This window comes from Sphaerisporangium viridialbum, from assembly GCF_049674955.1.
Lineage (GTDB): Bacteria > Actinomycetota > Actinomycetes > Streptosporangiales > Streptosporangiaceae > Sphaerisporangium > Sphaerisporangium viridialbum.
On sequence record NZ_CP187232.1, the window covers coordinates 4,075,935 to 4,101,517 of the forward strand.

A 25,583-nucleotide genomic window follows, 5' to 3' on the forward strand; every position below is an offset into this window, starting at 1 on the left:
CCCGCTCGACCGGTCGCACACCGTGCCTGCGGGTCGCCGCCCCCGGCCCGTGTCCGCCGGGGAGCCGGCCCGGGACCGTTCGCCTCTCCGGCTGACCGCCGCGCCGCATGGGACGACCATGCCGGTGAGCTGCCGGTGCCGGACCCGAATCCGGCCGGCCGGGTGGACGTCGGCCACGTCCCGCGAGCATTCCGCTCCCCGAGGCACCACCGGCAACACTGGCTCCGATCTGGAAATGGCGCGCCACCATGGTACATTTCGACCTGTCAGACTGCCTGACCATAGGGGCTTAGTGTGGGTCATTCCAAGGTGATCGGGATCATCGCCGACGACATCACCGGCGGGTCGGATGTCGCCGCGGCGCTGAGCGAGGCGGGCAGGCGGACGGTCCAACTGGTGGGCGTGCCCGGCCACGACCTCGAACTTCCGCCGCATGACGCCGTCGTCGTCTCGCTCAAGTCGCGCAGCGTGCCGGCCGAGGAGGCGGTCGCCGAATCGCTGGCGGCACTGGCGTGGTTACGTGAACTCGGCGCGCACCGGATCGGCTTCAAGATCTGCTCGACCTTCGATTCCACCCGGCGCGGCAACATCGGGCCGGTCGGGCTCGCTCTCGCGGACGCGCTGGACAGCCAGGTGACGCTCGTCTGCCCGGCCGCGCCGGCCAACGGCCGGACCGTCTACCAGGGAAACCTGTTCGTCGGCCACCTGCCGCTGGCGGAGTCCTCGCTGGCGCGGCATCCCCTCAATCCGATGACGGACTCCAACCTCGTGCGGTTGCTGGAGGCACAGACCACCGCCGAGGTCGGGCTCGTGGACCATGCCGGCGTTCGTGCCGGCGCCCAGGCGGTACGCGACCGGCTGACGGCCCTGCGCGCGGCCGGTGTCCGCTTCGCGGTCGCGGACGCGATCTGCCATGACGACCTGCTCGTTCTCGCGGACGCGATCGGCGACGCACCCCTCTGGATCGGCGCGAACGGTCTGCACGCAGCGGTCGGGGCGGAGCGGACGTCCCCGGGCGGGCATGCCGGCGGGGGGATCCCCGGCGACTTCGGCGACACCATCACCGGTCCCACCTTCATCGTCGCGGGGAGTTGTTCGGACGCCACCCGCGACCAGATCGCCGCCTTCCGGAAGAGCGGCCCGGCCATCGCCCTCGACATCGCCCGGGTACGAGGCGACGCGGACTACGCGGGCGAACTGGTCGCGCGGGCATTGACGCTGCTGACCGGCTCGCCGGCGGTGTTGGTCCACAGCATGGCGGACGCCCGCCCACCGATCGGAACCGGGTCCACGGAACTTGGCTCCACCATCGAGGCGTTCCTGGCCGAGCTGGCCGCCGGTGTGGTGGATGGCGGGATACGGCGGCTCGTCGTCGCCGGGGGTGAGACCTCGGGAGCGGTGCTGCGGCGGCTCGGTGTGCGAGTTCTCCAACTGGGCGGGCCCATCGATCCGGGCGTTCCCTGGATGCGCTCGGTCGGCCCGGTCGAGCTGGCACTCGCGTTGAAGTCCGGCAACTTCGGCGGCCCGCGCTTCTTCCTCAAGGCCGTGGTCCGTTGACGTCGGCAGCCGCTCGGGAACTGGTCGAACACGCGAAGATCCTTTCCGATCGCGGACTCGCTCACGGCCGCACCGGGAACCTGAGTGTGCGCACATCGAACGGGGTGCTGGTCACCCCGACAGGCGCGGCGCTCGGCTCGCTGACGGAGGGCGGGCTCGCACACGTCGACGACAGGGGAGCCCGGCTGTCGGGTCCGCCACCGACCAAGGAACTCCTGCTGCACCTGGCGATGTATCGCGCCCGGCCTGAACTGCGTGCCATCGTCCACCTCCATTCGACTTGCGCCGTCGCGGTGTCGCTGTTGCGGGACACCGATCCGTCCGACGCGATTCCACCGCTCACCCCCTACTACGTGATGCGGGTGGGCACCCTCCCGGTCGTGCCGTACTTCCGTCCCGGGGACCCGGCCATGGCCGAGGCGATCGGCCCGCTGCTCGCGCGGTCCCGCTGCCTGATTCTCGCCCACCACGGCACGCTGGCCGGCGGCGTCACGCTCGCGGAGGCGGCCGAGGCGGCCGAGGAGATCGAGGCGACCGCCAGGTTGTGGCTGACCGTCCGGTCCCATGACATCTCCACCTTGAGCAGGGACCAGATCGGCGCCCTGCGTCCGACCGACTCGAACAGGTGACCCATGCCCGACCGTCCTGTCATATCCATGGTCCACACGGTGACCGCGCTGCCCTCGGTCTTCACCGCTCTGGCGGCCGAGCTGCTCCCCCGCGAGATCGAGCTGCGCCACATCGTCGACGACAGCCTGCTCTCGGTGGCCAGAGCGGAAGGAGGCGTACGCACCGGAACCGCCCGGCGCCTGCTTCAGCATGTCTGGTCGGCGGCCGACGGCGGCGCTGATGTCGTGCTGGTCACCTGCTCGTCACTCGGGCAGGCGGTGGAGCAGACCAGGCCCTTCAGTGGTGTCCCGGTGTTGCGGATCGACGAGCAGATGGCCGGCGAAGCCGTACGACGTGGCCCCCGGATCGGGGTGATCGCGACCCTCGGTACGACGCTGGCCCCCACCGCGGATCTGATTCGCCGCAAGGCTGACCAGGCCGGTTCGTCCATCGAACTCGTCGAGACTTTGTGCGACGGCGCGTTCGACGCCGCGGTGCGCGGCGACCTGGCCGCCCACGACGCGGTGGTGCGCGACGCGCTGGGCGAGCTGATTCCCCGTTGCGACGTCATCGTGCTCGCGCAGGCATCGATGAACCGTATCGTCGCGGAGCTCGGTGAGGCGCCGAGAATCCCCGTACTGACCAGCCCTCGGTCGGCATTGGAGGCGCTCGCCTCCCGGCTGCTCCAGTCGTGAGGACCGCTGCCCGGGACCGGGCGGATGGCGGAGGGCCGGCCACGCGTATCCGGGCGGAGTGGCTGTACCGGGGAGCGGGCGTCGCCCAACGCGGCGCGGCGATCCTGATCCGCGGCGAGAGGATCGTGATGGTGGGACCCGACGCCCGCGTTCCGTCCGCCGACGGTCCCGAGTTCACCTTCGCCGCGGCGACGGTGCTCCCTGGGCTGATCGACGCCCACACCCATCTCCTTCTGCCACACGGCGGAGATCTGACGTGGGCAGGGTCCGGCCCCGCCGATGCCGCCGCGACGACAGCGGCGGCATCGGCGGCGCGCTCCATCGCGGGCCGCCTGCTGGAGTCGGGGGTCACCACGGTCCGCGATCTCGGCTCGCCCGGGACTCTCGGCCAGGCTCTCCGCGACGCGGTCGACGCCGACCAGACGGCCGGACCCACCATCGTCGCCGCGGGCCGGCCGATCACCTCGCCCGACGGCCACTTCCGCTCGTTCGGCATCACCGTCCAGGGCGCCGATCAGGCGGCCCGAGCGGTGGAGCGTCTCCACGGCGAAGGAGCGGACCTCGTCAAGGTGGCGGTGACCGGTGGGTCGCTCACCCCTGGCACCGACATGGGCCGCGCGTACCTGGGGCGGGCCGAGGTGGCCGCGGTCGTGGCCGCGGCCCACGACCGTGGAATGCGGGTCGCCGCCCACGCGCACGGCACCGCGGGGGTCGAGGTGTCGCTCGCCGCCGGGGTCGACTCGATCGAACACTGCACGTGGCTCGACGCGGACGGGCGCGTTCAGTCGCCGCCTCCGGTCCTGGTGCGCGCACTGCGCGACCGGCGGCGATCGGTCGTGCTGGCCGGCCCGATCGAGCCGGCGATCGCCGATGTCCTCGACATCGCCGCCGGTCCGGATCCGCGGGTGTCACCCGGCGTGGACCGGCGCATCCAGATCTGGCGGAACGGGCGGACGCTCGCCCGGGCCGGCGTGCCGGTGGCCCTGGGGTCGGACTCGATGTACGGGCAGTTCCCCGGCTACCGTGACCTGACGATCAGGGCGCGGGCGATGGTCGCGTTCGCCGGGTGGCAGCCGGCGGAGATGCTGGCGGCGTTGACGACCGGGGGAGCTCACGCCCTCGGCCGCCTCGGCGAGGTGGGAATGCTCGCCGCGGGCGCGTACGCCGACCTCCTGGTGGTCTCGGGGAACCCCACCGAGTCGATCGACGACCTCGATCGGGTCGTCGCCGTGTTCAAGCGGGGCCGGCGGGTAATCCCAGGCGAACCCGCGGGCGACTGACCCTTCCCGTCGGTCATCAATACGGCAACCGCCGGCCACCCTCGGGTGGCCGGCGGTTGCTCCGCATCCGGCCCGTGGGCCGGTGACCTCAGGTCATCCGGTGGCGGGCAGGTAGTCCGGGGCGACGCAGAACACCGCGCGAGCCCCCTTGGCCGCCACGTTGTAGAACGAGTGCGGGGTACCCTCCGGGATCTGGCACGAGTCCCGGGGGCCGAGCTCGAAGAACACTCTCGTCTCCGGGAACTCGACGTGGACGGTGCCTTCCTCGACGAAGAAGAGCTTGTCTCCACGGTGGGTGAACACGTCGCTGCGCTGGCCCGGCAGGAAGCGCTGCTTCCCGATGGTCACGTTCTCGGTGCTCAACATGACGCCGGTGAGCACCTCGCGGCCACGCTTGTGCCCTTCGAGACGCCACAGGATGTCCGCGTCCCTGGCCGCCCACATCGTCCTGGCCGCGTCGGCCTCGTCGCGCGCCATCGGCCAGCGGCCGATGTACTCGTCCTGCTTGTGCTTGTACTCGGTGACGTTGTCGTGGGTTTGCGCGTACCCCTGGCCCGTTCCGGTCTTGGGCGACGGGTGGAAGAACTCCACGAACCGGAGCTCGGTGTCGCTGTAGTTCCACTGGTGGTGCCAGGTGTCCTTGCGGAACCAGGCGGCGTCGCCGGCCTCGATGACGAGGACTTCGCCGGTGGTCGGATTCGACTGCACCATGGTCCCGTCGATGACGTAGAAGAACTCGTCGGATCCGAAGATCGACCGGTTCTCGTCCGAGTGCAGAACGGCGCCGCCGACCGGAATGGCCACGATGTTGACGCTCATCTTCTCGTCGCTCGCGAGGAACCAGTCCGGCAACTTTCCTGACTCATCGTCACCCCATACCAGCCGCAACGCGTCCCGGTAAGGCACGAAGCGGGGCTGTTTCCCTTGGCCGGTCTCCGTCATGTCACTTCTCTCTACTTGTCGGCGATCCCGCGCCGGCGGACCCAAAGCAATCCATGCGCGGAAGCCATGTGGGCGGCGTCGCCCGTCCTGCCTGGCTATCAGACAGCTCTCATGCTGCCATACGCCTCGCAGAGCCTGCAACCACCTTCCGGTCACGGTCTCCTCCCTGTTCGGGGGCGACCGGAAGCGGGAGAGAAGCGAGGAAAGCCGAACTCTTGACAAGCCTGGCGGGTGGGCCCATCGTTACCTGCCAGGTAGCCAGACGACTTGTCAGATGCCAGAAAGATGTGGACTCGTTGAACTACGAACCCGGACAGATAGCCGCATTCCGCACGATTCGCGTGGAGGGCGAGCCGCGGCAACGCGGGGAGTCATACGGCCGCGCCGCGGCGCCGGAGATCAGAGAGTCGATCCGCCGTTACAGCAGGGTCTTCCGGCACATGGCCGACTGGGACTGGCAGCAGGTACGGGACTTCGCCCTGAGGTACGAACGGCCGATCGGCGATTTCTCCCCTGCCATCGGACAGGAACTCGCCGGCATCGCGGCGGGCGCCGGGGTCGAGTTGGGGGACATCCTCGCGCTCAACGCGCGAAGCGAGATCATGTTCGCCGCCGCACCGGGGCGCGCCCGATCGATGCCGGCGGAGTGCACCTCGTTCGCGCTCATGCCAGAACGCACCGGTCAGGGCATCGTCACCGGCCAGAACTGGGACTGGCTGACGCACGCACGCCGGACGACGATCGTGCTCGACGTCCGGCGGACCGACGCGCCGAGCTTCGTGACCGTGGTCGAGGCCGGGCAGCTGGCCAAGGTCGGGTTGAACGCGGCCGGTGTCGCCCTGTGCACGAACACCCTCATCGGTGACATCCGCACCGACGGAGTCGGCATCCCGTACCACATCCTGCTCAGGTCTGTCCTCGACGCCGAGTCGGGGGCCGACAGCGCCGAGCAGATCGCGACCGCCGACCGGGCGATGTCCGCGAACTACCTGATCAGCGACAGGAACGGGTTCTGCCAGGACCTGGAGACAACCGCCAGAAACGGGGCACCGGAGCGGCTCACTCCGAGCGACGGAGTGTTGACCCACACCAATCATTTCCTGTCCGACGGACTCACCACGACGGACGGGTACGTCACGAAGAAGCCGCACACGGTCGACCGCCACCGCAACATCGAGCTGCGACTCAGGGACCATCGTGTGCGCACGGTCGAGGAGATCAAGGACGCTTTGTCCGACCACCAGGACTGGCCCGGCAGCATCTGCCAGCACCCCGATCCCTCGCTCGCCCCCGAGGAGCGGACGTGCACGATCGCCGGCGTCATCATCCAGCTCGACCGCGGCGTCATCCAGTACGGCGCCGGTAACCCCTGTACGACGCGATGGCGTCAGCACACCGTCTCGGCGGCATAGCACCTGCGCTCAAGCGTGCGCTGTAAGGCTGTCAGACAATATTAAAAGATAGGAGTCAGACGTGTTGCCCCTTCACGAGCCATCGGTCCGGCCGGTCCGTGTTCTGGTCGCCACATCAACGAGTCACGGACCCAGGAGATCACGTTGAAGCGTCCCTCCGGGTGGCGAGTCGCCTTCGCCGGCCTCACGGTTCTGAGCGCTGTGGGATGCGGCGCCCCGACCTCGCAGAGCGTCGACGAAGCCGTCGCCGCGAACGGCAAGTTCCCCGCGGCCCCCGGAAAGCCCGTCGAGCTGACGATCCTGGACTCGGCGGGCGGGCTGTCGGTCGCCAAGCCGCTGATGGAGGCGTTCGCGGAGAAGCACCCCGAACTGGTAAGCAAGATCAACTATACCACGACGACCTCGCCGGAGATGCCGGGCAAGCTCAAGGCCCAGCAGAACGCCGGCCGGGTCAGCGTGGACGTCATCCTGCTGGGGCCCGACGGGCTGGCCGCGGGCGTGAGCCAGAATCTCTTCACCAAGCTCTGGCCCGAGTACAAGGAGGACCTGCCGGACCTGGAGAACAACTACCTGGACAACGCGAAGAAGCTGTGGAAGAACGCGCAGGGTCAGGCACTGATCTATGACACCGGGACGTACGGCCCGCTCCTGGAGTACCTCCCGGAGGAACTGCCCGACCCGCCGAAGACCGCGCAGGAACTGCTGGCGTGGGCGAAGCGGAATCCCGGCAAGTTCCAGTACGCCTCCGTCGCGAACTCCGGGCCAGGTTCGGCCTTCCTGCAGGGTCTTCCCTACCAGTTGGGCGATTCCGACCCGAGGGATCCCGAACATGGCTGGGACAAGACCTGGGACTACCTCAAGGAACTCGGCAAGTACGTCAACAGCTACCCGGCCAAGACCAGTGAGACGTTCGCCAACCTCGCCAACGGAACGGTGAAGCTGGTGCCGTCCACCTTCGGGTGGCACGTCCAGCCCCGGGCGGACAAGCTCATCCCCGAGTCCGCCAAGTTCACCGTCCTCGAAGGCACGAACTTCATCCTGTCCGGTGGATCGGTGGCGATCCCGCGCGGTGTCTCGAAGGACCAGCTCGCCGTGTCGCTGCGCCTGCTCGGATTCATGTTGGAGCCCGCGCAGCAGGCCATGACCTTCGACCACGGGTACGTCTACCCGGGGCCGGCGATCAAGGACATCACCGTCGACATGGCGCCTCCGGAGATGGCCGAACTCAACAAGAAGTACGGCGTTCCCGACTACGAGGACTACATCAACAAGTATCCGGGCGCGGACCCGCTGCCGCCGGCGGTCCTCGTCGCCGCGTACGACAAGTGGAACCGACTCATTGGTGGTATGTGACGTGAGAACAGCCCAGCGACGCGGTGAGTTCGGCGAGCTTAGGCTCGAGGGCCTGACCTGTGTCTACAACGGTACCGTGGTCGCGCTGGACGCGATGACCGCGACGATCAAGGCCGGCGAGTTCACCGCGTTGCTGGGTCCGTCCGGCTGTGGGAAATCCACCCTGCTCGGTTGCCTTGCCGGACATGTCACGGCCACCGGCGGCCGGCTCTGGGTCGACGATGAGCGGATAGACCAGCGGCCCGCGGAGAAGCGCGGTTTCGGCATGGTGTTCCAGAACTACGCCCTCTTTCCACACCTGACCGTCGCCAAGAACGTCGCGTTCGGACTCGAGGTCCGGAAGATGGCCAGGCATGAGGTCCGTGAGCGGGTGAAGTGGGCGCTGGAGCTGGTTCAGTTGTCCGACCACGGCGACAGCATCCCTGGCCGGCTCTCCGGTGGCCAGCAACAGCGGGTCGCCATCGCCCGGGCGCTCGCGCCGCGTCCGTCGATCATGCTGATGGACGAGCCGCTGTCCAATCTCGACGCGAAGCTCCGGTTCGAGATGCGTTCTGAGATCCGGCGACTGCATGACGAGCTGGGGCTGACCACCGTCTACGTCACGCACGACCAGGAGGAGGCGCTGTCGATCGCCGACCGGATCATCGTCCTGCGTGCCGGAAAGACCGTGCAGGACGGGACGCCGAAGCAGATCTACAGCGAGCCCGAAGCGGAGTACGTCGCCGACTTCGTCGGCTACCGCAACCGGCTGCAGGCGCGCGTGGTGGCCGGGAACGGTCGTGAGCCGGTCGTCGAGGGGCATGGCCTGAAGCTGCGCGCCACCTCGAGCGCCGAACTCCGGCCCGGACAGCTCGTGTCGTTGCGGATCCGGCCAGAGGAGGTGGGCGTCTCGGGAACCACCTCCGGTGCGAACGAGTTCGAGGCGGTGGCGCGAGCCGCGCAGTACCACGGCCGGGACTTCACCGTACAGGCCGAACTGCCGGACGGGTCGACGCTGTTCGTGCGAACACCGGTGAGGCCGGAGCCGGGAACGGTGCTGAAGCTGTCGATCCCCGCGGCGGGCGTCCGGGCGTTCGGCATCGCGGAGGAGTCCACCTCCTCGGTGGGGGGTGCTGCCGACGGCGAGCACGCGATCCTCGAGCCGAGTGCGCTGTCATGACGACGACCGTGGACAAGTCGCCCGCGCACGGCGGCGCGGCCCCGCCTGAGGACACGTTCACCCCGGGCGAGCGCCGGCGGGCGTGGATGCGACGTAAGGGCATCCGGTGGGGGCTGCTGGCACTACTGCCGGCGGTGGCGCTGGTCGGGGTGCTGTTTCTCTACCCGATCGCCTACGGGATCAGCTTGTCGCTGACTCCGGGCGAAGGCGGGACGTTCGCCAGCTACCAGCGCTTCTTCGAAGACCCGTATCTGCGCGAAACGGTATGGAAGACCCTGCGGATCGCGGTGGTCGTCGCGGTGGTCAACACGGCGGCGGCGATGGTCTTCGCCTACCCGCTGCGCGGCGCCGGACGGCAGAAGAAGATCCTGTCGACGGCCTTCCTGATCCCGATGACTCTCGGCAACGTGCTCGTCTCCAGCGGGATGATCGCCTACCTGTCGCCCAAGGGCTGGCTCAACGAGTTGCTGATGGCGATCGGGCTGATCGACCAGCCCCTTCCGTTGCTGCACAACTACATCGCCGTCGTGATAGCGATGGTCATCACGGGGCTGCCGTTCGCCTTCCTCCTGACCATGAGCCATCTCGCGGGCATCGACACCCTGTACGAGCGGGCCGCCGCGTCACTGGGCGCGAACCCATGGACCCGATTCCGGCGGATCCTGCTACCTCTGTGGGCTCCGGGGGTGATCGTGGTCTTCTGCCTGACCTTCGTCCTCGGGTTCTCGGTGTTCGCGAGTGCCACTCTGGTGGGCGACCCCGCCGGTTCGACCCACGTCATCTCGGTCGAGGCCTACTTCCAGGCGTATCGGAGCCTGGACTACTCGATGGCGATGGCGATGGTGGTCATCTCCGCCCTGGTCCAGATCCTCATCGTCGGCACGATCCTGCTCCTGCGGTCACGCCTGTACACGGGCCCGAGCGCCGGCCAGAAAGGGTGATCGGGATGTCCGACACCGCTATGCGGAGCCGCCCCCGTCGCGCATGGGCCGGCGCCACGCCGCGCTGGCTCTACCGTGCGCTGGTCGCCGTCTTCATCATCAACATCGCCGGGCTCGTCGCCTCGGTCACGGTCAACTCCTTCGGCCGGCAGTGGTTCTCCGGCTGGCTGCCGAACGGGTACACGATGGACTACTACAAGTCGTCGTGGACCGAGTACAACCTCTCGCAGGTCTTGGTGATAACCGTCGTCGTCGCGGTCGCCGTGGCGGCGCTGGCCGTGATCATCGGTGCGCCGGCCGCGTACGTGCTGGCCCGAGGGAACTTCCCCGGCAAGAAGCTGGTGATCCTTTCCTTCCTGTTGCCGTTGATGCTGCCACCGGTCACGTACGGTCTACCGCTCGCGACACTGCTGTACCGGATTGGCATCGGCGGCCATCTGTCCGGTGTGATCGTCGCCAACCTGGTGCCTTCCGTGCCGCTCGTGGTCCTTTTGATGATCCCGTACGTCCAGCAGCTCGACCCCAACCTGGAGCGGGCCGCGCGGTCCTGTGGCGCGAACGGCCCGCAGACGATCCGGCGGGTACTCGTGCCTCTGCTGCTGCCCGGAATCCTGGCATCGGGGCTGCTGACGTTGATCCACACCGTGGGCAGTTTCGAACTGACCTTCTTCAATTCCGGTCCCGGAAGCGAGACTCTCGTCGTCGCCCTGTACTCGGCGCTCTGGACGCCGGGTTTCCGCCCGCAGCAGTCGATCGACGCGATGTCGGTCGTCTACATGCTGACCTGCCTGATCCTTCTGTTCATCGCACTGCGTTTCGTCAGCCCCGGCCAGATGGTGACGCACTCGCGCGACGACGACTAGTCCACGCCAGTTCCCAACGAGGAGGTCAACATGCCCGTGGTCATCGTCGCCGGAGGCGCGACGGGAATCGGACGTGCCTGCGTACGCCGGCTACGGAACCGAGGTGACGACGTGTACCTCGCCGACATCAACATGGCGGCCGCTGACGAGCTGTCCGGCGAGGAAGCGCCCGGCCGGCTCGTCATCGGCGAGCACGACCTGTCCGATGTGGACGCGGCCCGGAAGGTGGTGGACGAGGCCTGTGCGCGGCTCGGCGGACTCGACGGGCTCCTGACCACCACGGGGCTGTTGCGCGAGGCGCCCGTCGCCCGGTACCCCCTGGAAGACTGGACCGCGACGATGGACCTGAACATCCGTTCGGCGTTCCTGCTGGCCCAGGCCGCGATCGAGCCACTGAGCAGGTCCGCCGCGCCGCGGATCGTCTTCACCGGCTCGACCGCCGCGTTCCGGGGCGGCTTCGGCTCCTTCGCCTACGCCGCGTCCAAGGGGGCGATCGTGAGCATGACGAGGGCCATGGCGGTCGAGTGGGGTGCGCTGGGGGTGTGCGTCAACTGCGTGTGCCCTGGTTGGATCGACACCCCGTTCAACGACGCGCACTGGAAGCATTCCACCGACCGCGATGCGGCGGTCAGCGCGCTGGAGGCCAGGATTCCGCTCGGCCGCCAGGGCGACGCCGATGAGGTGGCGGCGATGATGGCCTTTCTGCTCTCCCCGGAGGCCGCCTATGTGACCGGTCAGGCGATCGTGGTGGACGGCGGGCTGCTGTCATGGTGACGAGAACCGAGGTTCTGTCGTGCGGATAGGAACCTGCGTTGTCGCCGGCCGGCCCGAGCCGGTCCTGTTCGACTCGGCCGGTCGGGGGATGCCGGTCGGGGATGTCGTCGGCGGCCCGGGCCTCTACGGCGTCATGACGCTCATCGAACAATGGGATGACCTGTACCCGCGCCTGACCCACGCGCTCTATCACGATGAGTCCAGAGCCGCCACCAGCGTGGCCGAGATCGACCGGCTCCGTGCCTGGCTGCCGCCGATCCCGCGGCCGGCGAAGATCCTGGGTGTCGGCTTCAACAGCCCCGTGTTCGCCTCGTTCGCGTCGTCCGTTCCGGACCATCCGCCATTCTTCTCCTCGCCCAGTTCGGCGCTGGTCGGGCACCGGCAACCGATCCGGATCCGACCAGCGTTCGGACTCGTCCACCCTGAGCCCGAGCTGGCCGTGGTGATCGGGCGGCAGGGAACGCGGATCGATGTGGCCGGCGCCTTGGACCACGTCTTCGGGTACACGCTCATCGACGACGTTTCCGCCCCCGCCCTGCGAGCCGGCGATACGGTCGTGGTACCGGGATCCAGAGCCGCTGAGCTGGATCGCCGTCACCGCGGGCGGCCCCAGGACGCGTCCGGCTTCGAGCATGGGGACATGAGGGTCACCTACCACCTGCGCGCCAAGGGCACCGACGGTTTCAAGCCTTGCGGACCGTGGATCGTGACCAGGGACGAGATCCCCGACCCCGATCGGCTCAGCATCACGCTGGCCACGGGCGACGACGTGAGGATCGAGTGCCGCGCCGAACGGTTGATCTACTCCGTGGCGGAAGTCATCGCGCACGCGAGCGACCACCACACACTGTTCCCGGGCGACATCATTCACGTAGGAACCGACGTCACAGGGACGCACACGCTGCGAGAGATCGACTACCAACGGAGGATCGGCGAAACACGAACCATCGGGTGTGATGCCATCGGCACGCTCATCAACGATATTCACCAGATGTGATTTCCGTATGCCGGGGCCATGGGGGACGGCGGAGTTCGCGGTGGGCAGGGGTCCGCATATCAGGCATGGGTAAACGTCGGCGCCCGCCCTTCGTGGTGAAGAGCGGGCGAGCCGTGGTTGATCAGAGGCCTACTTGAGGACGGGGTAGCGCCTGACGAGCCGGGTGTCGCCCCACCATTCGCCGATGCCGAGCGTGTTGCCGGCGCCCACCAGCGCAAGGCCGACCAGCACGATGGCGTAGATGATGTGCTCGTCCATGAAGGGGTTGGTGGCCAGCGGGAGTTCGGCCGCCCACATGAACACCAGGAGCAGGCTTCCGGTGGTGGCGGCGATCTTCATGCCTGCCCCGAGGATGAGGGCGGTGCCGATGCCCAGCAGGCCGATCATGAACAGCCAGTCGACCCAGGGCTGGCCGGCCAGGCCGGCGAAGAACCCGCCGAAGGTGTGCTCGGTGGTGCCCTTGAGGAAGCCGGTGGTCGGGCTGCCGCCGTGGATCCACGCGCGGTTGGCGGGGGTGGCGAAGCCCCAGCCGAAGAGCTTGTCGAGGAAGGCCCACAGGAAGACCCACCCGATGGCGATGCGGGCGACGGCCCAGGCGTATTCGACGGGCCGGGCCTCCCCGCGCGGGTGCTCGACCTTCACGACGGGGGTATGGGCAGCGGCGTCATTCTGGTGGCGCCCTTCGGTGAGTGCCATGGCTGGCCTTCCCTTTCAGTGCGGGGGTCACTGTTTCTTCCGCCCTCATCACATCGTTTCGCCGTTCCATCAGGCAGTGCCGTCCGGCTTGGCCTGTCCAGCCGGACGTCCTGATCGATCCGGGACCTTAGGCTCTGTCGCCCGCCCGGCCAGGACACGAGCCTCAAGACGTCGATGCACGTCGATGCACGTCGCTGAAGGAGGTACGTCATGCCCTTTCCCGGTGCCACAGACCTCGGTGTCCGCTGGTTGCTGGCCGCGGCCGGTCAGGCACCTTCGGTCCACAACACCCAGCCGTGGCGCTTTCGGGTCGTACCCGGAAAGTGCATCGAGGTGCTCGCCGATCCTGACCGCAGGCTCAGGACCAGCGACCCGCGTGGCCGCTCCCTGCACGTGAGCTGTGGCGCCGCTCTGTTCAACCTGCGCCTGGCCATCCGTGTGGCCGGATACCAACCCCTGACCTCGCTGCTGCCCGACCCCCGGTGCGAGCGGCACCTACTGGCCACCGTCCGCATGCCGGAGTCACGGACGCCGTCTGTGACCGAACAGGAGCTGTACGCCAACATCGGCCGGAGACGTACCAACCGCGAGCCGTTCAGCGACAGGCGAGTCCCGCCCGGGGTGCTGGCGGAGCTGCGGATCGCGGCATCCAGACAAGGTGCCAATCTCGTCCCCCTGGACGGGCGCGGGGCGGCGGACCTGCTCGACTACGTCGCGATCGCCCAGGAGGAGCTGACCGGGGACCACGATTACCTGGCGGAGCTGCGGGCGTGGACGATGAGAGGAACCCACTACGACGGCCTGCCCTCCTACGTCCTCGGCCCACGCCCGGCCGGCGACTCGACTGCGATCCGTGACTTCGGCACGCATCCGGACCGGCCTGCCGAGCACTTCGAGCATCAGCCGCAGATCGCGGTGCTCACCACTCCCGGCGACCGTCCCGCAGACTGGCTGCGAGCCGGGCAGGCATTGCAGCGGGTGTTGCTCCTCGCGAGCGCGCATGGCGTCTCGGCCTCGTTCCTCAACCAGCCTCTCGATCTGCGGGACATGCGCCGCCGCGCTGATCCCCACCACCGGCGCGGACATCCCCAGATGATCATCAGGCTGGGGTACGGCCCGGCCGTGCCGCGCGCGCCGCGCCGCCTTCCGGCAGAACTACGGACCGGTCGTGCCCAAAGACCCTGCCCTTGAGGACCTCCGCCTTCTTTGCCTGACGCGGGCCGATGGATGGGATGGAGTTGAAGGTCGAACAGAAGATGGAGCCCGCGGGCCCGCCCTCACAGCGGGCCCGCGAGGACCCGAAGGAGGGTCATCATGCACATGAAGGTGCAAGACGTCATGACGACGGAAGTCGCCTCGGTCGATGAAGACACACCGTTCAAGGACATCGCCGAGATGCTCATCGCCCGTCAGGTGAGCGCGGTTCCGGTGATGAATGTGAAAGGGCACGTCGTCGGAGTCGTCTCCGAGGCGGATCTGCTCCGCAAGGAGGAGTTCAGGGACCAGTTCTACCGTGAGGGCTACCGTCCCCCGCTGCGCGCGCGTGTCCGTGACCAGATCAGCCGGCAGGGCCGGAACGCCGAGGGCAAGGCGCGGGGCGAGACGGCCGTCGACCTGATGACGACGCCGGCTCGCACCGCCAAGCCTGACACCACTGTTGTCACCGCAGCCAGGCTCATGGACGAGCATGGAGTGAAACGGCTGCCCGTCACCGATGACGAGGGGCGTCTGGTGGGTGTCGTCAGCCGCCACGACCTGCTGAAGGTGTTCGTCCGGAGCGACGAGGAGATCTCCCGTGAGGTGCGTGAAGACGTTCTGACCCGTTCCCTGTGGATCGAGACCTCCAGCATCAAGGTCGCGACCCGCCGCGGAGTGGTGACCCTCACCGGCCACATGCGGCTCCGTGGCGAAGCCGAGATCGCCGTCCGGCTGACCCAGCGGGTGAACGGAGTCGTCGATGTGATCGATGAGATCGGTTGCGAGAACGACACCCCCGAATGAGAGAGGCGATAGCCGGACCGGATGCGCCCGGCTCAGAAATGGCCCCATCCGCTGGGCGGATGGCCAGGCAAGGGAGGGATCATGTCCAAGAGGATCGTGGTGGGTACTGACGGTTCGGTCTCCGCGGCCGCCGCTGTGGAGTGGGCCGTCGATGACGCCACGCGCAAGAAGGTACCCCTGCACATCGTCTCGGTGGTGGAGCACTGGCCCTACAGCATCGCGAGGTACCCCGCTCCTCCCGATGCCGGTGACATGCTGGTTCATGCCGCTGAACGCATACTCGCCGATGCCGCGGCCCGCGCTCTGCGACACCGGCCGGAGGCCACGGTGACGACCGAGATGATCGAGGGGTACCCCGCCACGGTCCTTTGCGACCAGGAGAAGGACGCCGCCCAGATCGTGGTCGGCAGCAGGGGCTTGGGCGGTTTCGCCGGAGCCATGCTGGGCTCGGTCAGCGGCCACGTCGCAGGGCGAGCTCACTGCCCCGTGGTCGTCGTACGCCCGGACGCCGAGGCCGCGCACGGCGAGATCGTCGTCGGAGTGGACGACTCCGCCGAATGCGAGCCCGCCCTGGCCTACGCCTTCGAGCAGGCACTGCTCCGTGGCGCCACGCTTCGTGCCCTCCATGCGTGGCTGTCGCCCCGGCACGGTTACATCCCCGGGATCCCCTACGACATGGACGACGTCCGACGGGCCCAGCACCAGCTCCTGGCTCAGAGGTTGGCGACCCTGGGCGGCAGGTATCCCCGCGTCACGGTTATAGAGGACGTTCAGTGCGCCCACCCCGTCGACGCGCTCACCCAGGCGTCCAAGAGAGCCGACCTTGTGGTCGTGGGCTCCCACGGCAGAGGCACGGTCGGTGCGCTGCTCCTCGGCTCCGTCAGCCGAGCTCTCCTGCACCACTCCTCCTGTCCCGTGGCCGTCGTCCGTTCCTGACCCCGAAACCGTTCTCCATCCGCCCGCATCGGCCGGCGAAAGCCGCACTGTGGTTCCGAGCGCGAGCCCAGGAACAATCGAGCGTGCTGAAGAGAACGGAGCCGGGCTGATCCGCCCTGAGGGCACTTTGCTAGAGGGCGCGTGGGCCTAGACGACTACTTGGTGTCAAACTCCCTGGTATGACGGACAACAAGCTTCGTTCGCTTCTGCCGCAAATGCGGCTGGACGATCTGCTGTCGGAGCTGCGGACACGACTGGAGGCCGTGCTGGCCACCCGCGACCGCGTGCACGGGTTGCTGGACGCGGTCGTCTCGGTAGGGAGCGATCTCGATCTGGAAACCGTGTTGCACCGGATCGTGGAAACCGCCGCCACCCTGGTGGATGCCAGCTACGGCGCGCTGGGAGTGATCGGCGATGGGAACACGCTGGTGCAGTTCGTCCCGGTAGGGCTGAGTGAGGAGGAGATTGCCCGGATCGAGCACTGGCCGCACGGCCTCGGACTGCTCGGGCTGCTCATCAAGGAGCCCCAGACACTGCGGCTGACCCATATCTCCCAGCATCCCGAGTCCTACGGCTTCCCTCCGGGGCATCCGCCGATGGGCAGCTTCCTCGGCGTGCCGGTCCGGGTCCGAAACGAGGTGTTCGGCAACCTGTACCTCACCGAGAAGCGGGGAGGCGGCGAGTTCGACGACGAAGACGAGGCGATCGTCGTCGCCCTGGCCACCGCGGCCGGTGTGGCCATCGAGAACGCCCGGCTGTACGAGGAGACCCGGCGTCGCGAGAGCTGGCTGGAGGCCTCCTCGGAGATCACCACTCGCCTGCTGTCCGGAGCCGAACCACGAGAGGTGCTCGCGTTGATGGCACGGCGGGCCCGGGAGATGGCCAATGCCGACGTGGTGGCGCTGCTGCTCCCCGGCGACGAGGTGGGCACCCTCCGCCTCGTTCTCGAGGACGGTCAGGACGAGAAGCAGTACACCACCGGAGAGGTCGCCGGCTCGCTCGCCGGCCGGGCCTTCGTGACCGGTGAGCCGCTCATGGTGGAGAGCCCAGCGGAAAGCGATGTCCTCATCGCCTTCGCCCAGCCTGTTCCGGTCGGCCCGGTAGCGGCCGTTCCGTTCGGTGCTCCGGGTGCCGTGCGTGGTGTGCTGTCCCTGGCGAAGCGTCCTGGGCGCAGTCCATACAGTCATGCCGAACTGCGCACCCTTCATGCCTTCGCCGGGCAGGCGGCCGTCGCGCTGGAACTGGCCGAGACCCGCAGGGACGCCGAGCGGCTGGGCCTGCTGGAGGATCGCGACCGTATCGCCAAGGATCTGCACGATGTCGTGATTCAGCGGCTCTTCGCGGTGGCCATGACGCTTATGAGCGCGGTCCGCCTGGTCGAACGACCGGAGGCCTCCACCAGGTTGCAGAATGCGATCGACGAACTCGACGGCACCATCCGGCAGATCCGCTCCACCATCTTCGCCCTCCAGACCCCTAGCCAGCCGGGCACGCCAAGCCTGCGCGCCCAGATCGTGGACGTGGTGGAGGCCGCGCGTGGCCACCTGGGGTTCATGCCGGGACTGAGCATGGAAGGCCAGCTGGACAACGGAGTGTCCCCAGAGATCGCCGAACAGGTCCCGGCCGTGCTGCGTGAGGCGTTGTCCAACGTGGTACGCCATGCGAAGGCTTCCCGAGCCGACGTGACGACCCGTGTCCACGAGGGGTGGCTGACCATGGTCGTGGCGGACAACGGGGTCGGAGTCCCGGCGGAAGGCAGACGCAGCGGCCTGCGCAACCTCGAAGAACGCGCCGGCCGTCTCGGCGGCTCCTTCCAGGTGAACTCACCCCCAACCGGAGGCACCCACCTGGAATGGCGGGTCCCCCTCGCCTAGCACCGGCCGCGGGCAGGCCATCTTCGGCGCTGCGAACATGGTCTCTGGCGGCGAGGTTCATGGCCTGCCGGGGAGCGGGGCGTGCGACGGGGGCGGGGCCGGCTCGTTGAAGACGATGTGCGGCTGGTCGGGGGAGTGGTTGAGTGCCCAGAGGCCGGCGACGTCGGCGACGGCGAAGACGACCGCGATCAGGATGGCCAGTGTGAGGCGGCGTCTGCGTTCCCGGCGTCGCCATTCACCCTGAACTTTGCGGTAGGCGTCCGGTGCCGCCTCGACGTTGTCGGCGAGGATGCTGAGCACCTCGCGCAGCTGGTCTTCCGTGCTGGACGGGCCGGTGGTCATCGTCGCTCCTGCAGGCTTTTGGTGAGGCCGGCCATGCCGCGAGCAGTGTGCGCCTTGACCGCTCCGCAGGAGATGCCCATGGCCACGGCGATGTCGCTTTCGCGTAGGCCGAGCCAATATCGCAGCACCAGCGCCTCGCGTTGACGCACCGATAGTTCCTGGAGGGCGGTGATGAGTGCTTTGTGTTCGTCGTGGAGCAAGGCGATGTTCTCAGCCGACTGCTCGGATCCGGTGTTCCAATCCGCGTGTTTGCGGACCACCTGAAGGTGGCGCAGCCGCATACGGGTGAGGTTGCAGACCACCGAGCGCAGGTACGGCAGGGCGGCTTCGGCCGACCGCAGTCGATTCCATCGGTGGTGCAACTGGCAGAACGCCTCGGCGACGATGTCCTCGGCGTCGTCGGCGCCGAGGAGCACGGCCAGCCTGAGGAGACCGGTGTAGTGCGTCTCGAACAGCCGGGTCACCGCGGTCTCCGGGTCCGCGGCCGGTGGGAGGGGGGCTGAGCGGTCCGCGAGGGCGGGCGGCTCTTCGGTCATCACCGCGGACATCTCCCGGGATATCGGGTCCGTCTCGCGCGGCGCCCGTAGCCGGGTGTCCGGCAGGATCCTGGTCATGGGACCGTCTCCGCTTCAGGTGGCGTGTTGATCGGACCGCGCTGGGCCTGGATGCGTGATCCGCTCAGCCGGTTGAGGACCGGGGTGAGTGCCAAGACGACGGCGAGGTTGAGAGCCAGCGCCACGACCGCGGCGTATGCCTGTACGCCCTGTCCGCCCAGGCCCAGGGGTACCAACGACGAGAAGCCGCTGTAGACCACCATGAGGGTGCCGGCGGCCATGCCGGTCACCCAGCCGGCCAGCAGCGCCTGGTAGTGGAGCCGGCGGGTGAACGCACCGATGGCGACGGCGGGGAAGATCTGCAGGATCCAGACGCCGCCGAGCAGTTGCAGGTTGATGGCGTCCTGGTCGCGAAGCCCGAACACGAAGACGACCGCGCCGGCTTTGGCGCCGAGTGAGATCATCTGTGCGATCCGGGTCTGGTGCTTGGGCGTTGCCGTCGGGTGGAAGTACTCGACGTAGATGTTGCGGACGAACGACGTCGCCACCGCGATCGACATGACCGCGGCCGGTACGAGCGCGCCCACGGCGAGGGCGCCGAAGACCAGTCCGGTGAGTGCCGCAGGCATCAGTTCCCTGACCAGCAGGGGGACGGCGGCTTCGGCGTTGCCGGGTGGTGCCTGGACGCCGACCGCGAGAGCCGCGACGCCCAGCATCGCGAACAGCCCGAGCATCGCGGTCCACGCCGGCAGCGCGATCGACGTTCGGCGCAGCGTGTCCGGACCTGAGGCGGCGAAGGCGGCGGTCAGCACGTGGGGGTACATCAGCAGGGCGAGCGCCGAGCCGACCGCGAGCGTGGAGTACACGGGGAACAGGCTCGGCTCCAGGGTCAGCGAGACCTGGGGTGTCGTCCGGGACGACAGTGCGCGCTCCGCGCCGTCGAACATCGGCCCGGGTCCGCCGAGCCGGTCGAGTACGAGGAAGGAGACGGCGAGGACCGAACTGAAGACGGCCACGCCCTTCACCACCGAAATGATCGCCGGGGCGCGCAGGCCGTGCCGGTAGGTGGCCATGGCCAGCACCGCGAACACCGCGACCAGCGCGAGGTCGCCCAGCACCCCCCGCGGGTACAGCCCGCCGGCGGACAGCACCGCCCGGATGCCGACGATCTGCAGCGCGATGTACGGCATGGTCGCCAGCACACCGGTGATCGCGACGACCAGCGCGAGAGCCGGTGAGCCGTAGTGTCCCCTTACGAAGTCGGCGGCGGTGATGTAGCCGTGCCGCCGTGCCAGCGACCAGAGCCGGGGGAGCAGGACGAACGCCAGGGGGTACACGATCACGGTGTACGGCAGCGCGAAGAATCCGAGCGCCCCCGTGCCGTACACCAGGCCTGGTACGGCGGCGAAGGTGTAGGACGTGTAGATCGTCCCTCCGAGGAGGAACCAGGTCATCGGCGTGCCGAGCCGGCGATCCGCCAGTGCCCAGCTCTCCAGGGTCGGCAGCTCGGGGGGCGGCCGGAAACGGCGTGCGGCGACCGCGATGAGGGAGGTGCCGCTGAGCACGCCGAAGAAGGTCACTGCACTCATCGGGTCGATCATTCGCCACCGTCCAGCACGCCTTCGCAATATCCCTATGTTGCGTAGTTCTCACAGTTGGTTGACACGAAATCTCCGTGAAATCCGTGTAATCCGGATCGTCGGCCTTCGCAACCCTTGCAACGAGACCCGTAGAAGATTCCGGAGGGCGTGATGGCGAAGCCGATTCGATCACCGCGGCGCGTCGCGGCGGGTGTCTGCCTCGCCATCCCCGTCGCGGCGCTCCTATGGGTGCCCTGGTATCCACATGAGACGCCGCACTTGGCGGGGATGAGGTTCTTCTTCTGGTATCAGCTCATGTGGGTGCCGGGGAGCATCGTTTTCATGGGCGCCGCCTACCTGCTCCGGCGTGGAGGGAAACGCCCACCCCGAGATCGTGATCATCTCTAGCACGGTCGTCATCGTCATCGACGCCGCTCGGCCGCCGTCCGGCCTCTGAGCGGTCGTATTCCACGGACAACAGCACCGTTCCATCGCTTTGTGCTGCCCTGATTGAGGAGGATCACGTATGCCCAGACCTGGTACTGCCGGTTCGAGAGTCACCCCTAGGTCGATACTCGTCTGGACGGTGGTCGCGGTAGCGGGCGCCGTGGCCTGGGGCTTCCTGGCCCTGTCCCGCGGTGAGCCGATCTCGGCGATCTGGCTGGTGGGCGCCGCCCTCGGCTCGTACGCGATCGCGTACCGCTTCTACTCCCGCTTCATCGCCAGGCGCGTGCTCGGCGTCGACGACCGTCGCGCGACCCCCGCGGAACGGCTGAACAACGGGGTCGACTTCCATCCGACCGACCGGCGGGTGCTGCTCGGTCACCACTTCGCCGCCGTCGCCGGCGCGGGGCCGCTGGTCGGGCCGGTCCTCGCCGCGCAGATGGGTTACCTGCCGGGGACGATGTGGATCATCGTCGGGGCCATCGTGGCCGGCGCCGTTCAGGACATGGTCACCCTGTTCTTCTCCATGCGCCGTGACGGCAAGAGCCTCGGGCAGATGGTCCGTGAGGAGATCGGCCCGATCGGCGGCGCCGCCGCGCTGCTCGCGGTGTTCGCCATCATGATCATCCTGCTGGCGGTCCTCGCCCTCGTGGTGGTGAACGCTCTCGCCCAATCACCGTGGGGCACCTTCTCCATCGCGATGACCATTCCCATCGCTCTGTTCATGGGCTTCTACCTGCGAGTGCTGCGGCCGGGCAGGGTCATGGAGACCTCGGTCATCGGTGTCGGGCTGTTGCTGCTGGCCATCGTGGGGGGCGGCTGGGTCGAGGGCTCCCCCTGGGCCGACGCCTTCACTCTCAGTCCCCAGGCCCTGGTCATCTGCCTGGTGGTGTACGGCTTCCTGGCATCGGCGCTTCCGGTGTGGATGCTGCTGGCCCCGCGTGACTACCTGTCGACGTTCATGAAGGTCGGCACGATAGGGCTGCTCGCGGTCGGTGTGCTGGTGGCCGCCCCGGACCTTTCGGCCGAGTCGGTCACCAAGTTCGCCGTCAGCGGCGGCGGGCCGGTCTTCTCCGGGACGCTGTTCCCGTTCCTGTTCATCACCATCGCCTGCGGCGCGCTCTCGGGCTTCCACTCGCTCATCGCCTCCGGCACCACCCCGAAGATGATCCAGAAGGAATCGCAGGTCCGCCTGATCGGGTACGGCGCGATGCTCATGGAGTCGTTCGTCGCCGTCATGGCGCTGATCGCCGCCTGCGTACTCGAACCAGGGCTGTACTACGCGATGAACGCGCCGGCCGCCCTGCTCGGCACCACGCCGGAGAGCGCGGCGGCCGCGGTGGCGAAACTGGGCTTCATCATCACTCCGGACGATCTCCGCGCCGCCGCCGCGGCGGTCCACGAGAACAGTGTGATCGCCCGTACCGGCGGTGCCCCCACCCTCGCCGTCGGGATCTCGGAGATCCTGTCCGGAGTCTTCGGCGGCGCGGGGCTCAAGGCGTTCTGGTACCACTTCGCGATCATGTTCGAGGCGCTTTTCATCCTGACCACCGTGGACGCGGGCACCAGGGTCGGGCGCTTCATGCTGCAGGACACGCTCGGCAACATCTGGAAGCCGCTCGGCCGGGTCAGCTGGAAGCCCGGCCTCTGGGGGACCGGCGCCGTGGTCGTGCTGGCCTGGGGCTACTTCCTCTACACCGGTGTCAGCAACCCGCTGGGCGGCATCAACCAGCTGTTCCCCTTGTTCGGTATCGCGAACCAGCTGCTCGCCGCGATCGCGCTGACTCTCTGCACCACGATCCTGATCAAGTCGGGCAAGCTCAGGTGGGCATGGGTCACCGGCGTCCCACTCGCCTTCGACGCGGCGGTGACGTTGACCGCGAGCTGGCAGAAGGTCTTCCATGACGACCCCAAGATCGGTTTCTTCGCCCAACGGGAGCGCTACGCCGGCGCGCTGGCCGAGGGCAAGGTGCTCCCCCCGGCCAAGAACCTCGACGCCATGCATGCGGTCGTCGTCAATTCCACCGTGGACGGCGTCCTCGCGGCGTTGTTCGCGGTCCTGGTCCTGGTCGTGATCGGCAGCGCGGCGGTCGCGTGCATCCGTGCGCTGCGCTCGCGGGAGCCGCTGACCTTGGCCGAGGCGCCCTACGTCGAGTCCGGCCTCGTCGCTCCCGCAGGGCTGTTCACCACTGCCATGGAACGTCATGAGCTTGCGCAAGTGGGTGCGAGTAGCAGCGAAACAGGCGCGGAACGCTGATGACCGTGCGTTCCCTGTTCCGCTTCGCCCGGTGGTACCTGCGCGAGCTCACCGGTGAGGGCGAGTACGACCGTTACCTCGCCGAGCACCGCTCCGACCCGAACGTGCCGGCGCTCTCCCGGCGGGAGTACGAACGGCGACGAGCCGACCGGCGGGGCGGCAGCCCTGACATCAGGTGTTGCTGAGCGGGACCAGGCCGTCCCAGCGACGTCCTCGCGCGGTGTGCACGCCGTATCGGGGCGGTGTGCACACCGTCGTACCTGATTTCTCACAAGTAAAGCAAGGTAAACGATGCCTCGAGAACCCATTCCGGCCCTGCCTGTCCGTCGGCGAACCCTATGGTGGGACGAACCGGCGGGCCCCTCGTCGCCGCCCGTCCAGGCGATCCGATCCGGCGGGCCGGGCCCCTGGGCCAGGATGATCGCCACAGCGCTGCTGGCTGCACCCTTCGTGGCATTGCTGTGGGTCGACAGTTACGCGCGTCCCGACCCGTCGCTGTTCGGCGTTCCGTTCTTCTACTGGTACCAGCTGCTGTGGGTGCCGCTGTCCTCCGGCGCGACCTGGTGCGCCTATCTCCTGATGACCCCTGCCGGTTCGCCGGGCGCCGAGGCGCGCCGGAGAACCCGTTCCGGCGGAGGACTCCGATGAACCGAAGCGGCATCGACTGGACCGCCCTGACCGTCCTGATGATCTTCTTCCTGATCGTCGCGATCATGGGCTTCGCCGCCGTTCAGGGCAGGCGGGGGCGCCATACGGCCGGACCCGTGCACACGCTGGACGACTGGGGACTGGGCGGTCGCGGCTTCGGCACCCTCGCCGGATGGTTCCTGCTGGGCGGCGACATCTACACGGCGTACACCTTCATCGCGATACCCGCGGCGATGTACGCGACCGGCGCGGTGAGCGGCTTCTTCGCCGTTCCGTACACCGTCGTGGTCTATCCCCTGATCTTCGTAATCCTGCCGCGGCTGTGGTCGGTCGCCCATCGCCACGGCTACGTCACGCCCGCCGACTTCGTGAGCGGCCGCTACCAGAGCAGAGGACTCACCCTCGCCGTCGCCGTCACCGGACTCCTCGCCACGCTGCCCTACATCGCCCTGCAACTCGTCGGCATTCAGGCCGTCTTCGAGACCGTCGGACTCGGAGGCGACGATGCCATCACCAAGGACCTGCCTCTCGCCGTCGCGTTCACCGTGCTGGCAGCCTTCACTTACTCCAACGGGCTTCGGGCGCCGGCGCTCATCGCCTTCCTCAAGGGTTTCCTGCTGTACCTGGTGGCGATCGTCGCACTCATCTACCTTCCCCAGCGGCTGGGGGGATTCGAGGGCGTCTTCCACTCGGCGGGACAGAAGATGGCGGCGATCGATCCGCGGACCGGGCGGCCCAGGGGTGTCCTCATCCCCGGAGCCGACGGCCTGTGGCCCTATGCGACGCTCGCTCTCGGGTCGGCGATGGCTCTGGTGGTGTACCCCCACACGGTGACCGCGGTCCTGGCGACCAGGAGCCGCGACGTCGTACGCCGAAGCGCGGCACTCCTGCCTACTTACACGCTGGTGCTCGGGCTGTTCGCGCTGCTCGGTTTCCTGGCGATAAGGGCCGGCACCCGGCCGGTCGGCATGGACGGCAGGACCAACCCCCAGCTCGTGGTCCCGCGGCTCCTGTCGGACCTGTTCCCGAGCTGGTTCGCGGGTGTCGCCCTGGCCGCCATCGCGATCAGCGCCCTGGTACCCGCGGCGATCATGTCGATCGCCGCCGCCAACATCTTCAGCCGGAACATCTACCGGGAGTTCATCAACCCGGCCGCCGGCCCCCGCCAGGAACTCGTTGTCTCCAGAGGCGTCTCATTTCTCGTCAAGTTCGGCGCGCTGGCTTTCGTCCTGTTCCTCGACACGAGGTTCGCGCTGGATTTCCAGCTTCTCGGCGGGATCTGGATCCTGCAGACGTTCCCGGCGATCGTGTCCGGGCTCTACACGCGCTGGTTCCATCCCGGCGCGCTGCTGGCCGGCTGGGTCACCGGCATGACGTACGGGACCGTCGCCGCGTACGGCAACGTCAACCCGGTGTCCGGCAAACACTTCGGCGGTTCGCTCGCCGAGATCCCCCTGATGGGCGACGGCCGATCCGGCTACATCGCCCTGACCGCGTTCGTACTGAACGCCGCCGTCTCCGTGGCCGCCACCATGCTGTTCCGTGCGGCGGGCCTGTCGTCCGGCCGCGACCGGACGTCGGCGGACGACTACCACGCGGACATCGGCGACCCGGACGTCGAACCCATCAAGGAGCTCTCGTGACCAGGCGGCCCGCCGTCAGACGGTGC

At 68.2% G+C, this 25,583-nt stretch carries 25 protein-coding genes; 20 read left to right on the top strand and 5 right to left on the bottom strand.

The features are described 5' to 3' along the window. The first annotated feature begins 294 nt into the window (after nucleotides 1–294). From otnK to ACOZ38_RS18095, 4 genes are read left to right on the top strand one after another with little or no spacing between them, the layout of a single operon-like run. Nucleotides 295–1,557 (top strand): 3-oxo-tetronate kinase, encoded by a 1,263-nt coding sequence (gene otnK / locus ACOZ38_RS18080; protein ID WP_424532017.1) that lies wholly within the window; start codon nucleotides 295–297, stop codon nucleotides 1,555–1,557. Further along, nucleotides 1,554–2,186 carry an aldolase gene (locus ACOZ38_RS18085; RefSeq protein WP_424532018.1) on the top strand — a complete coding sequence of 211 codons (633 nt, stop codon included), beginning with the start codon at nucleotides 1,554–1,556 and terminating at the stop codon, nucleotides 2,184–2,186. The genes otnK and ACOZ38_RS18085 overlap by 4 nt, the downstream gene beginning before the upstream one ends. Nucleotides 2,187–2,189: 3 nt before the next feature. Next, nucleotides 2,190–2,861, top strand: a complete 672-nt coding sequence (locus ACOZ38_RS18090) for an aspartate/glutamate racemase family protein (RefSeq protein WP_424532020.1) — start codon at nucleotides 2,190–2,192, stop codon at nucleotides 2,859–2,861. After that, nucleotides 2,858–4,141, top strand: coding sequence for an amidohydrolase family protein (locus tag ACOZ38_RS18095; protein ID WP_424532021.1), 1,284 nt, complete (start codon nucleotides 2,858–2,860; stop codon nucleotides 4,139–4,141). The genes ACOZ38_RS18090 and ACOZ38_RS18095 overlap by 4 nt, the downstream gene beginning before the upstream one ends. A gap of 93 nt (nucleotides 4,142–4,234) precedes the next feature. Here ACOZ38_RS18095 and ACOZ38_RS18100 read toward each other — a convergent pair whose 3' ends face one another. Then, nucleotides 4,235–4,993, bottom strand: coding sequence for a cupin domain-containing protein (locus ACOZ38_RS18100; protein WP_424532022.1), 759 nt, complete (start codon nucleotides 4,991–4,993; stop codon nucleotides 4,235–4,237). Between the two features lie 386 nt (nucleotides 4,994–5,379). On the opposite strand from ACOZ38_RS18100, the gene ACOZ38_RS18105 reads away from it, so the two are divergent. The 7 genes from ACOZ38_RS18105 (at nucleotide 5,380) to ACOZ38_RS18135 (ending at nucleotide 12,582) form a co-directional block, all read left to right on the top strand. Beyond that, nucleotides 5,380–6,495, top strand: a complete 1,116-nt coding sequence (locus ACOZ38_RS18105) for a C45 family autoproteolytic acyltransferase/hydolase (RefSeq protein ID WP_424532024.1) — start codon at nucleotides 5,380–5,382, stop codon at nucleotides 6,493–6,495. 144 nt (nucleotides 6,496–6,639) lie between these two features. Further along, nucleotides 6,640–7,848 carry an extracellular solute-binding protein gene (locus tag ACOZ38_RS18110; protein WP_424532026.1) on the top strand — a complete coding sequence of 403 codons (1,209 nt, stop codon included), beginning with the start codon at nucleotides 6,640–6,642 and terminating at the stop codon, nucleotides 7,846–7,848. A gap of 76 nt (nucleotides 7,849–7,924) precedes the next feature. Next, a complete protein-coding gene (locus ACOZ38_RS18115; protein WP_424532027.1) occupies nucleotides 7,925–9,007 on the top strand; it encodes an ABC transporter ATP-binding protein in 1,083 nt (360 codons plus the stop codon). Beyond that, nucleotides 9,004–9,948: an ABC transporter permease gene (locus ACOZ38_RS18120; RefSeq protein ID WP_424532029.1), complete on the top strand. Its 945-nt coding sequence runs from the start codon at nucleotides 9,004–9,006 to the stop codon at nucleotides 9,946–9,948. The genes ACOZ38_RS18115 and ACOZ38_RS18120 overlap by 4 nt, the downstream gene beginning before the upstream one ends. Nucleotides 9,949–9,953: 5 nt before the next feature. Then, nucleotides 9,954–10,811: an ABC transporter permease gene (locus tag ACOZ38_RS18125; RefSeq protein WP_424532030.1), complete on the top strand. Its 858-nt coding sequence runs from the start codon at nucleotides 9,954–9,956 to the stop codon at nucleotides 10,809–10,811. A gap of 30 nt (nucleotides 10,812–10,841) precedes the next feature. After that, on the top strand, nucleotides 10,842–11,585 hold the full coding sequence (locus ACOZ38_RS18130; protein ID WP_424532031.1) for an SDR family NAD(P)-dependent oxidoreductase: 744 nt from the start codon (nucleotides 10,842–10,844) through the stop codon (nucleotides 11,583–11,585). A gap of 133 nt (nucleotides 11,586–11,718) precedes the next feature. Beyond that, entirely contained in the window at nucleotides 11,719–12,582 is an 864-nt protein-coding gene (locus tag ACOZ38_RS18135; protein ID WP_424532033.1) for a fumarylacetoacetate hydrolase family protein, read from the top strand. 129 nt (nucleotides 12,583–12,711) lie between these two features. Here ACOZ38_RS18135 and ACOZ38_RS18140 read toward each other — a convergent pair whose 3' ends face one another. After that, nucleotides 12,712–13,278, bottom strand: a complete 567-nt coding sequence (locus tag ACOZ38_RS18140) for a hypothetical protein (RefSeq protein ID WP_424532035.1) — start codon at nucleotides 13,276–13,278, stop codon at nucleotides 12,712–12,714. A gap of 210 nt (nucleotides 13,279–13,488) precedes the next feature. Between ACOZ38_RS18140 and ACOZ38_RS18145 the strand changes: the two genes are divergently transcribed. The 4 genes from ACOZ38_RS18145 to ACOZ38_RS18160 all read left to right on the top strand — a co-directional run bounded on the left by ACOZ38_RS18145 (nucleotide 13,489) and on the right by ACOZ38_RS18160 (nucleotide 18,089). After that, nucleotides 13,489–14,469: an Acg family FMN-binding oxidoreductase gene (locus ACOZ38_RS18145; RefSeq protein WP_424532037.1), complete on the top strand. Its 981-nt coding sequence runs from the start codon at nucleotides 13,489–13,491 to the stop codon at nucleotides 14,467–14,469. Nucleotides 14,470–14,616: 147 nt separating this feature from the next. After that, nucleotides 14,617–15,279: a CBS domain-containing protein gene (locus ACOZ38_RS18150; RefSeq protein WP_424532039.1), complete on the top strand. Its 663-nt coding sequence runs from the start codon at nucleotides 14,617–14,619 to the stop codon at nucleotides 15,277–15,279. 81 nt (nucleotides 15,280–15,360) lie between these two features. After that, nucleotides 15,361–16,215, top strand: coding sequence for a universal stress protein (locus tag ACOZ38_RS18155; RefSeq protein ID WP_424532041.1), 855 nt, complete (start codon nucleotides 15,361–15,363; stop codon nucleotides 16,213–16,215). A gap of 179 nt (nucleotides 16,216–16,394) precedes the next feature. Continuing rightward, nucleotides 16,395–18,089, top strand: coding sequence for a GAF domain-containing protein (locus ACOZ38_RS18160; RefSeq protein WP_424532043.1), 1,695 nt, complete (start codon nucleotides 16,395–16,397; stop codon nucleotides 18,087–18,089). A gap of 57 nt (nucleotides 18,090–18,146) precedes the next feature. Here ACOZ38_RS18160 and ACOZ38_RS18165 read toward each other — a convergent pair whose 3' ends face one another. From ACOZ38_RS18165 to ACOZ38_RS18175, 3 genes are read right to left on the bottom strand one after another with little or no spacing between them, the layout of a single operon-like run. Next, nucleotides 18,147–18,431: a hypothetical protein gene (locus ACOZ38_RS18165; RefSeq protein ID WP_424532044.1), complete on the bottom strand. Its 285-nt coding sequence runs from the start codon at nucleotides 18,429–18,431 to the stop codon at nucleotides 18,147–18,149. Further along, nucleotides 18,428–19,045: a sigma-70 family RNA polymerase sigma factor gene (locus ACOZ38_RS18170; protein ID WP_405148275.1), complete on the bottom strand. Its 618-nt coding sequence runs from the start codon at nucleotides 19,043–19,045 to the stop codon at nucleotides 18,428–18,430. Before ACOZ38_RS18170 ends, ACOZ38_RS18165 begins: the two co-directional genes overlap by 4 nt. Then, nucleotides 19,042–20,574: a sodium:solute symporter family protein gene (locus ACOZ38_RS18175; protein WP_424532045.1), complete on the bottom strand. Its 1,533-nt coding sequence runs from the start codon at nucleotides 20,572–20,574 to the stop codon at nucleotides 19,042–19,044. The genes ACOZ38_RS18170 and ACOZ38_RS18175 overlap by 4 nt, the downstream gene beginning before the upstream one ends. Before the next feature lie 162 nt (nucleotides 20,575–20,736). Here ACOZ38_RS18175 and ACOZ38_RS18180 point away from each other — a divergent pair, with 162 nt between their 5' ends. The 5 genes from ACOZ38_RS18180 to mctP all read left to right on the top strand — a co-directional run bounded on the left by ACOZ38_RS18180 (nucleotide 20,737) and on the right by mctP (nucleotide 25,557). Continuing rightward, nucleotides 20,737–20,973 carry a DUF3311 domain-containing protein gene (locus ACOZ38_RS18180; RefSeq protein ID WP_405148279.1) on the top strand — a complete coding sequence of 79 codons (237 nt, stop codon included), beginning with the start codon at nucleotides 20,737–20,739 and terminating at the stop codon, nucleotides 20,971–20,973. Between the two features lie 118 nt (nucleotides 20,974–21,091). Further along, nucleotides 21,092–23,266: a carbon starvation CstA family protein gene (locus tag ACOZ38_RS18185; RefSeq protein WP_424532047.1), complete on the top strand. Its 2,175-nt coding sequence runs from the start codon at nucleotides 21,092–21,094 to the stop codon at nucleotides 23,264–23,266. Then, nucleotides 23,266–23,451, top strand: coding sequence for a CstA-like transporter-associated (seleno)protein (locus ACOZ38_RS18190; RefSeq protein WP_405148282.1), 186 nt, complete (start codon nucleotides 23,266–23,268; stop codon nucleotides 23,449–23,451). Before ACOZ38_RS18185 ends, ACOZ38_RS18190 begins: the two co-directional genes overlap by 1 nt. A gap of 232 nt (nucleotides 23,452–23,683) precedes the next feature. Continuing rightward, entirely contained in the window at nucleotides 23,684–23,914 is a 231-nt protein-coding gene (locus ACOZ38_RS18195) for a DUF3311 domain-containing protein (RefSeq protein WP_424532049.1), read from the top strand. Further along, nucleotides 23,911–25,557, top strand: coding sequence for a monocarboxylate uptake permease MctP (gene mctP / locus ACOZ38_RS18200; RefSeq protein WP_424532050.1), 1,647 nt, complete (start codon nucleotides 23,911–23,913; stop codon nucleotides 25,555–25,557). Before ACOZ38_RS18195 ends, mctP begins: the two co-directional genes overlap by 4 nt. The last annotated feature ends 26 nt before the right edge of the window (nucleotides 25,558–25,583 follow it).

Excerpts from the sequence above, each read along its gene's own strand:
- ACOZ38_RS18155 (WP_424532041.1), top strand. The coding sequence starts at position 15,361 with ATGTCCAAGAGGATCGTGGTGGGTACTGACGGTTCGGTCTCCGCGGCC.
- ACOZ38_RS18190 (WP_405148282.1), top strand. The coding sequence starts at position 23,266 with ATGACCGTGCGTTCCCTGTTCCGCTTCGCCCGGTGGTACCTGCGCGAG.
- ACOZ38_RS18090 (WP_424532020.1), top strand. The coding sequence starts at position 2,190 with ATGCCCGACCGTCCTGTCATATCCATGGTCCACACGGTGACCGCGCTG.
- ACOZ38_RS18145 (WP_424532037.1), top strand. The coding sequence starts at position 13,489 with ATGCCCTTTCCCGGTGCCACAGACCTCGGTGTCCGCTGGTTGCTGGCC.
- ACOZ38_RS18135 (WP_424532033.1), top strand. The coding sequence starts at position 11,719 with ATGACGCTCATCGAACAATGGGATGACCTGTACCCGCGCCTGACCCAC.
- ACOZ38_RS18125 (WP_424532030.1), top strand. The coding sequence starts at position 9,954 with ATGTCCGACACCGCTATGCGGAGCCGCCCCCGTCGCGCATGGGCCGGC.
- ACOZ38_RS18185 (WP_424532047.1), top strand. The coding sequence starts at position 21,092 with ATGCCCAGACCTGGTACTGCCGGTTCGAGAGTCACCCCTAGGTCGATA.
- ACOZ38_RS18140 (WP_424532035.1), bottom strand. The coding sequence starts at position 13,278 with ATGGCACTCACCGAAGGGCGCCACCAGAATGACGCCGCTGCCCATACC.
- ACOZ38_RS18160 (WP_424532043.1), top strand. The coding sequence starts at position 16,395 with ATGACGGACAACAAGCTTCGTTCGCTTCTGCCGCAAATGCGGCTGGAC.
- ACOZ38_RS18170 (WP_405148275.1), bottom strand. The coding sequence starts at position 19,045 with ATGACCAGGATCCTGCCGGACACCCGGCTACGGGCGCCGCGCGAGACG.
- ACOZ38_RS18180 (WP_405148279.1), top strand. The coding sequence starts at position 20,737 with ATGGCGAAGCCGATTCGATCACCGCGGCGCGTCGCGGCGGGTGTCTGC.
- ACOZ38_RS18150 (WP_424532039.1), top strand. The coding sequence starts at position 14,617 with ATGACGACGGAAGTCGCCTCGGTCGATGAAGACACACCGTTCAAGGAC.
- ACOZ38_RS18175 (WP_424532045.1), bottom strand. The coding sequence starts at position 20,574 with ATGAGTGCAGTGACCTTCTTCGGCGTGCTCAGCGGCACCTCCCTCATC.
- ACOZ38_RS18130 (WP_424532031.1), top strand. The coding sequence starts at position 10,842 with ATGCCCGTGGTCATCGTCGCCGGAGGCGCGACGGGAATCGGACGTGCC.
- ACOZ38_RS18165 (WP_424532044.1), bottom strand. The coding sequence starts at position 18,431 with ATGACCACCGGCCCGTCCAGCACGGAAGACCAGCTGCGCGAGGTGCTC.
- ACOZ38_RS18195 (WP_424532049.1), top strand. The coding sequence starts at position 23,684 with ATGATCGCCACAGCGCTGCTGGCTGCACCCTTCGTGGCATTGCTGTGG.
- ACOZ38_RS18120 (WP_424532029.1), top strand. The coding sequence starts at position 9,004 with ATGACGACGACCGTGGACAAGTCGCCCGCGCACGGCGGCGCGGCCCCG.
- mctP (WP_424532050.1), top strand. The coding sequence starts at position 23,911 with ATGAACCGAAGCGGCATCGACTGGACCGCCCTGACCGTCCTGATGATC.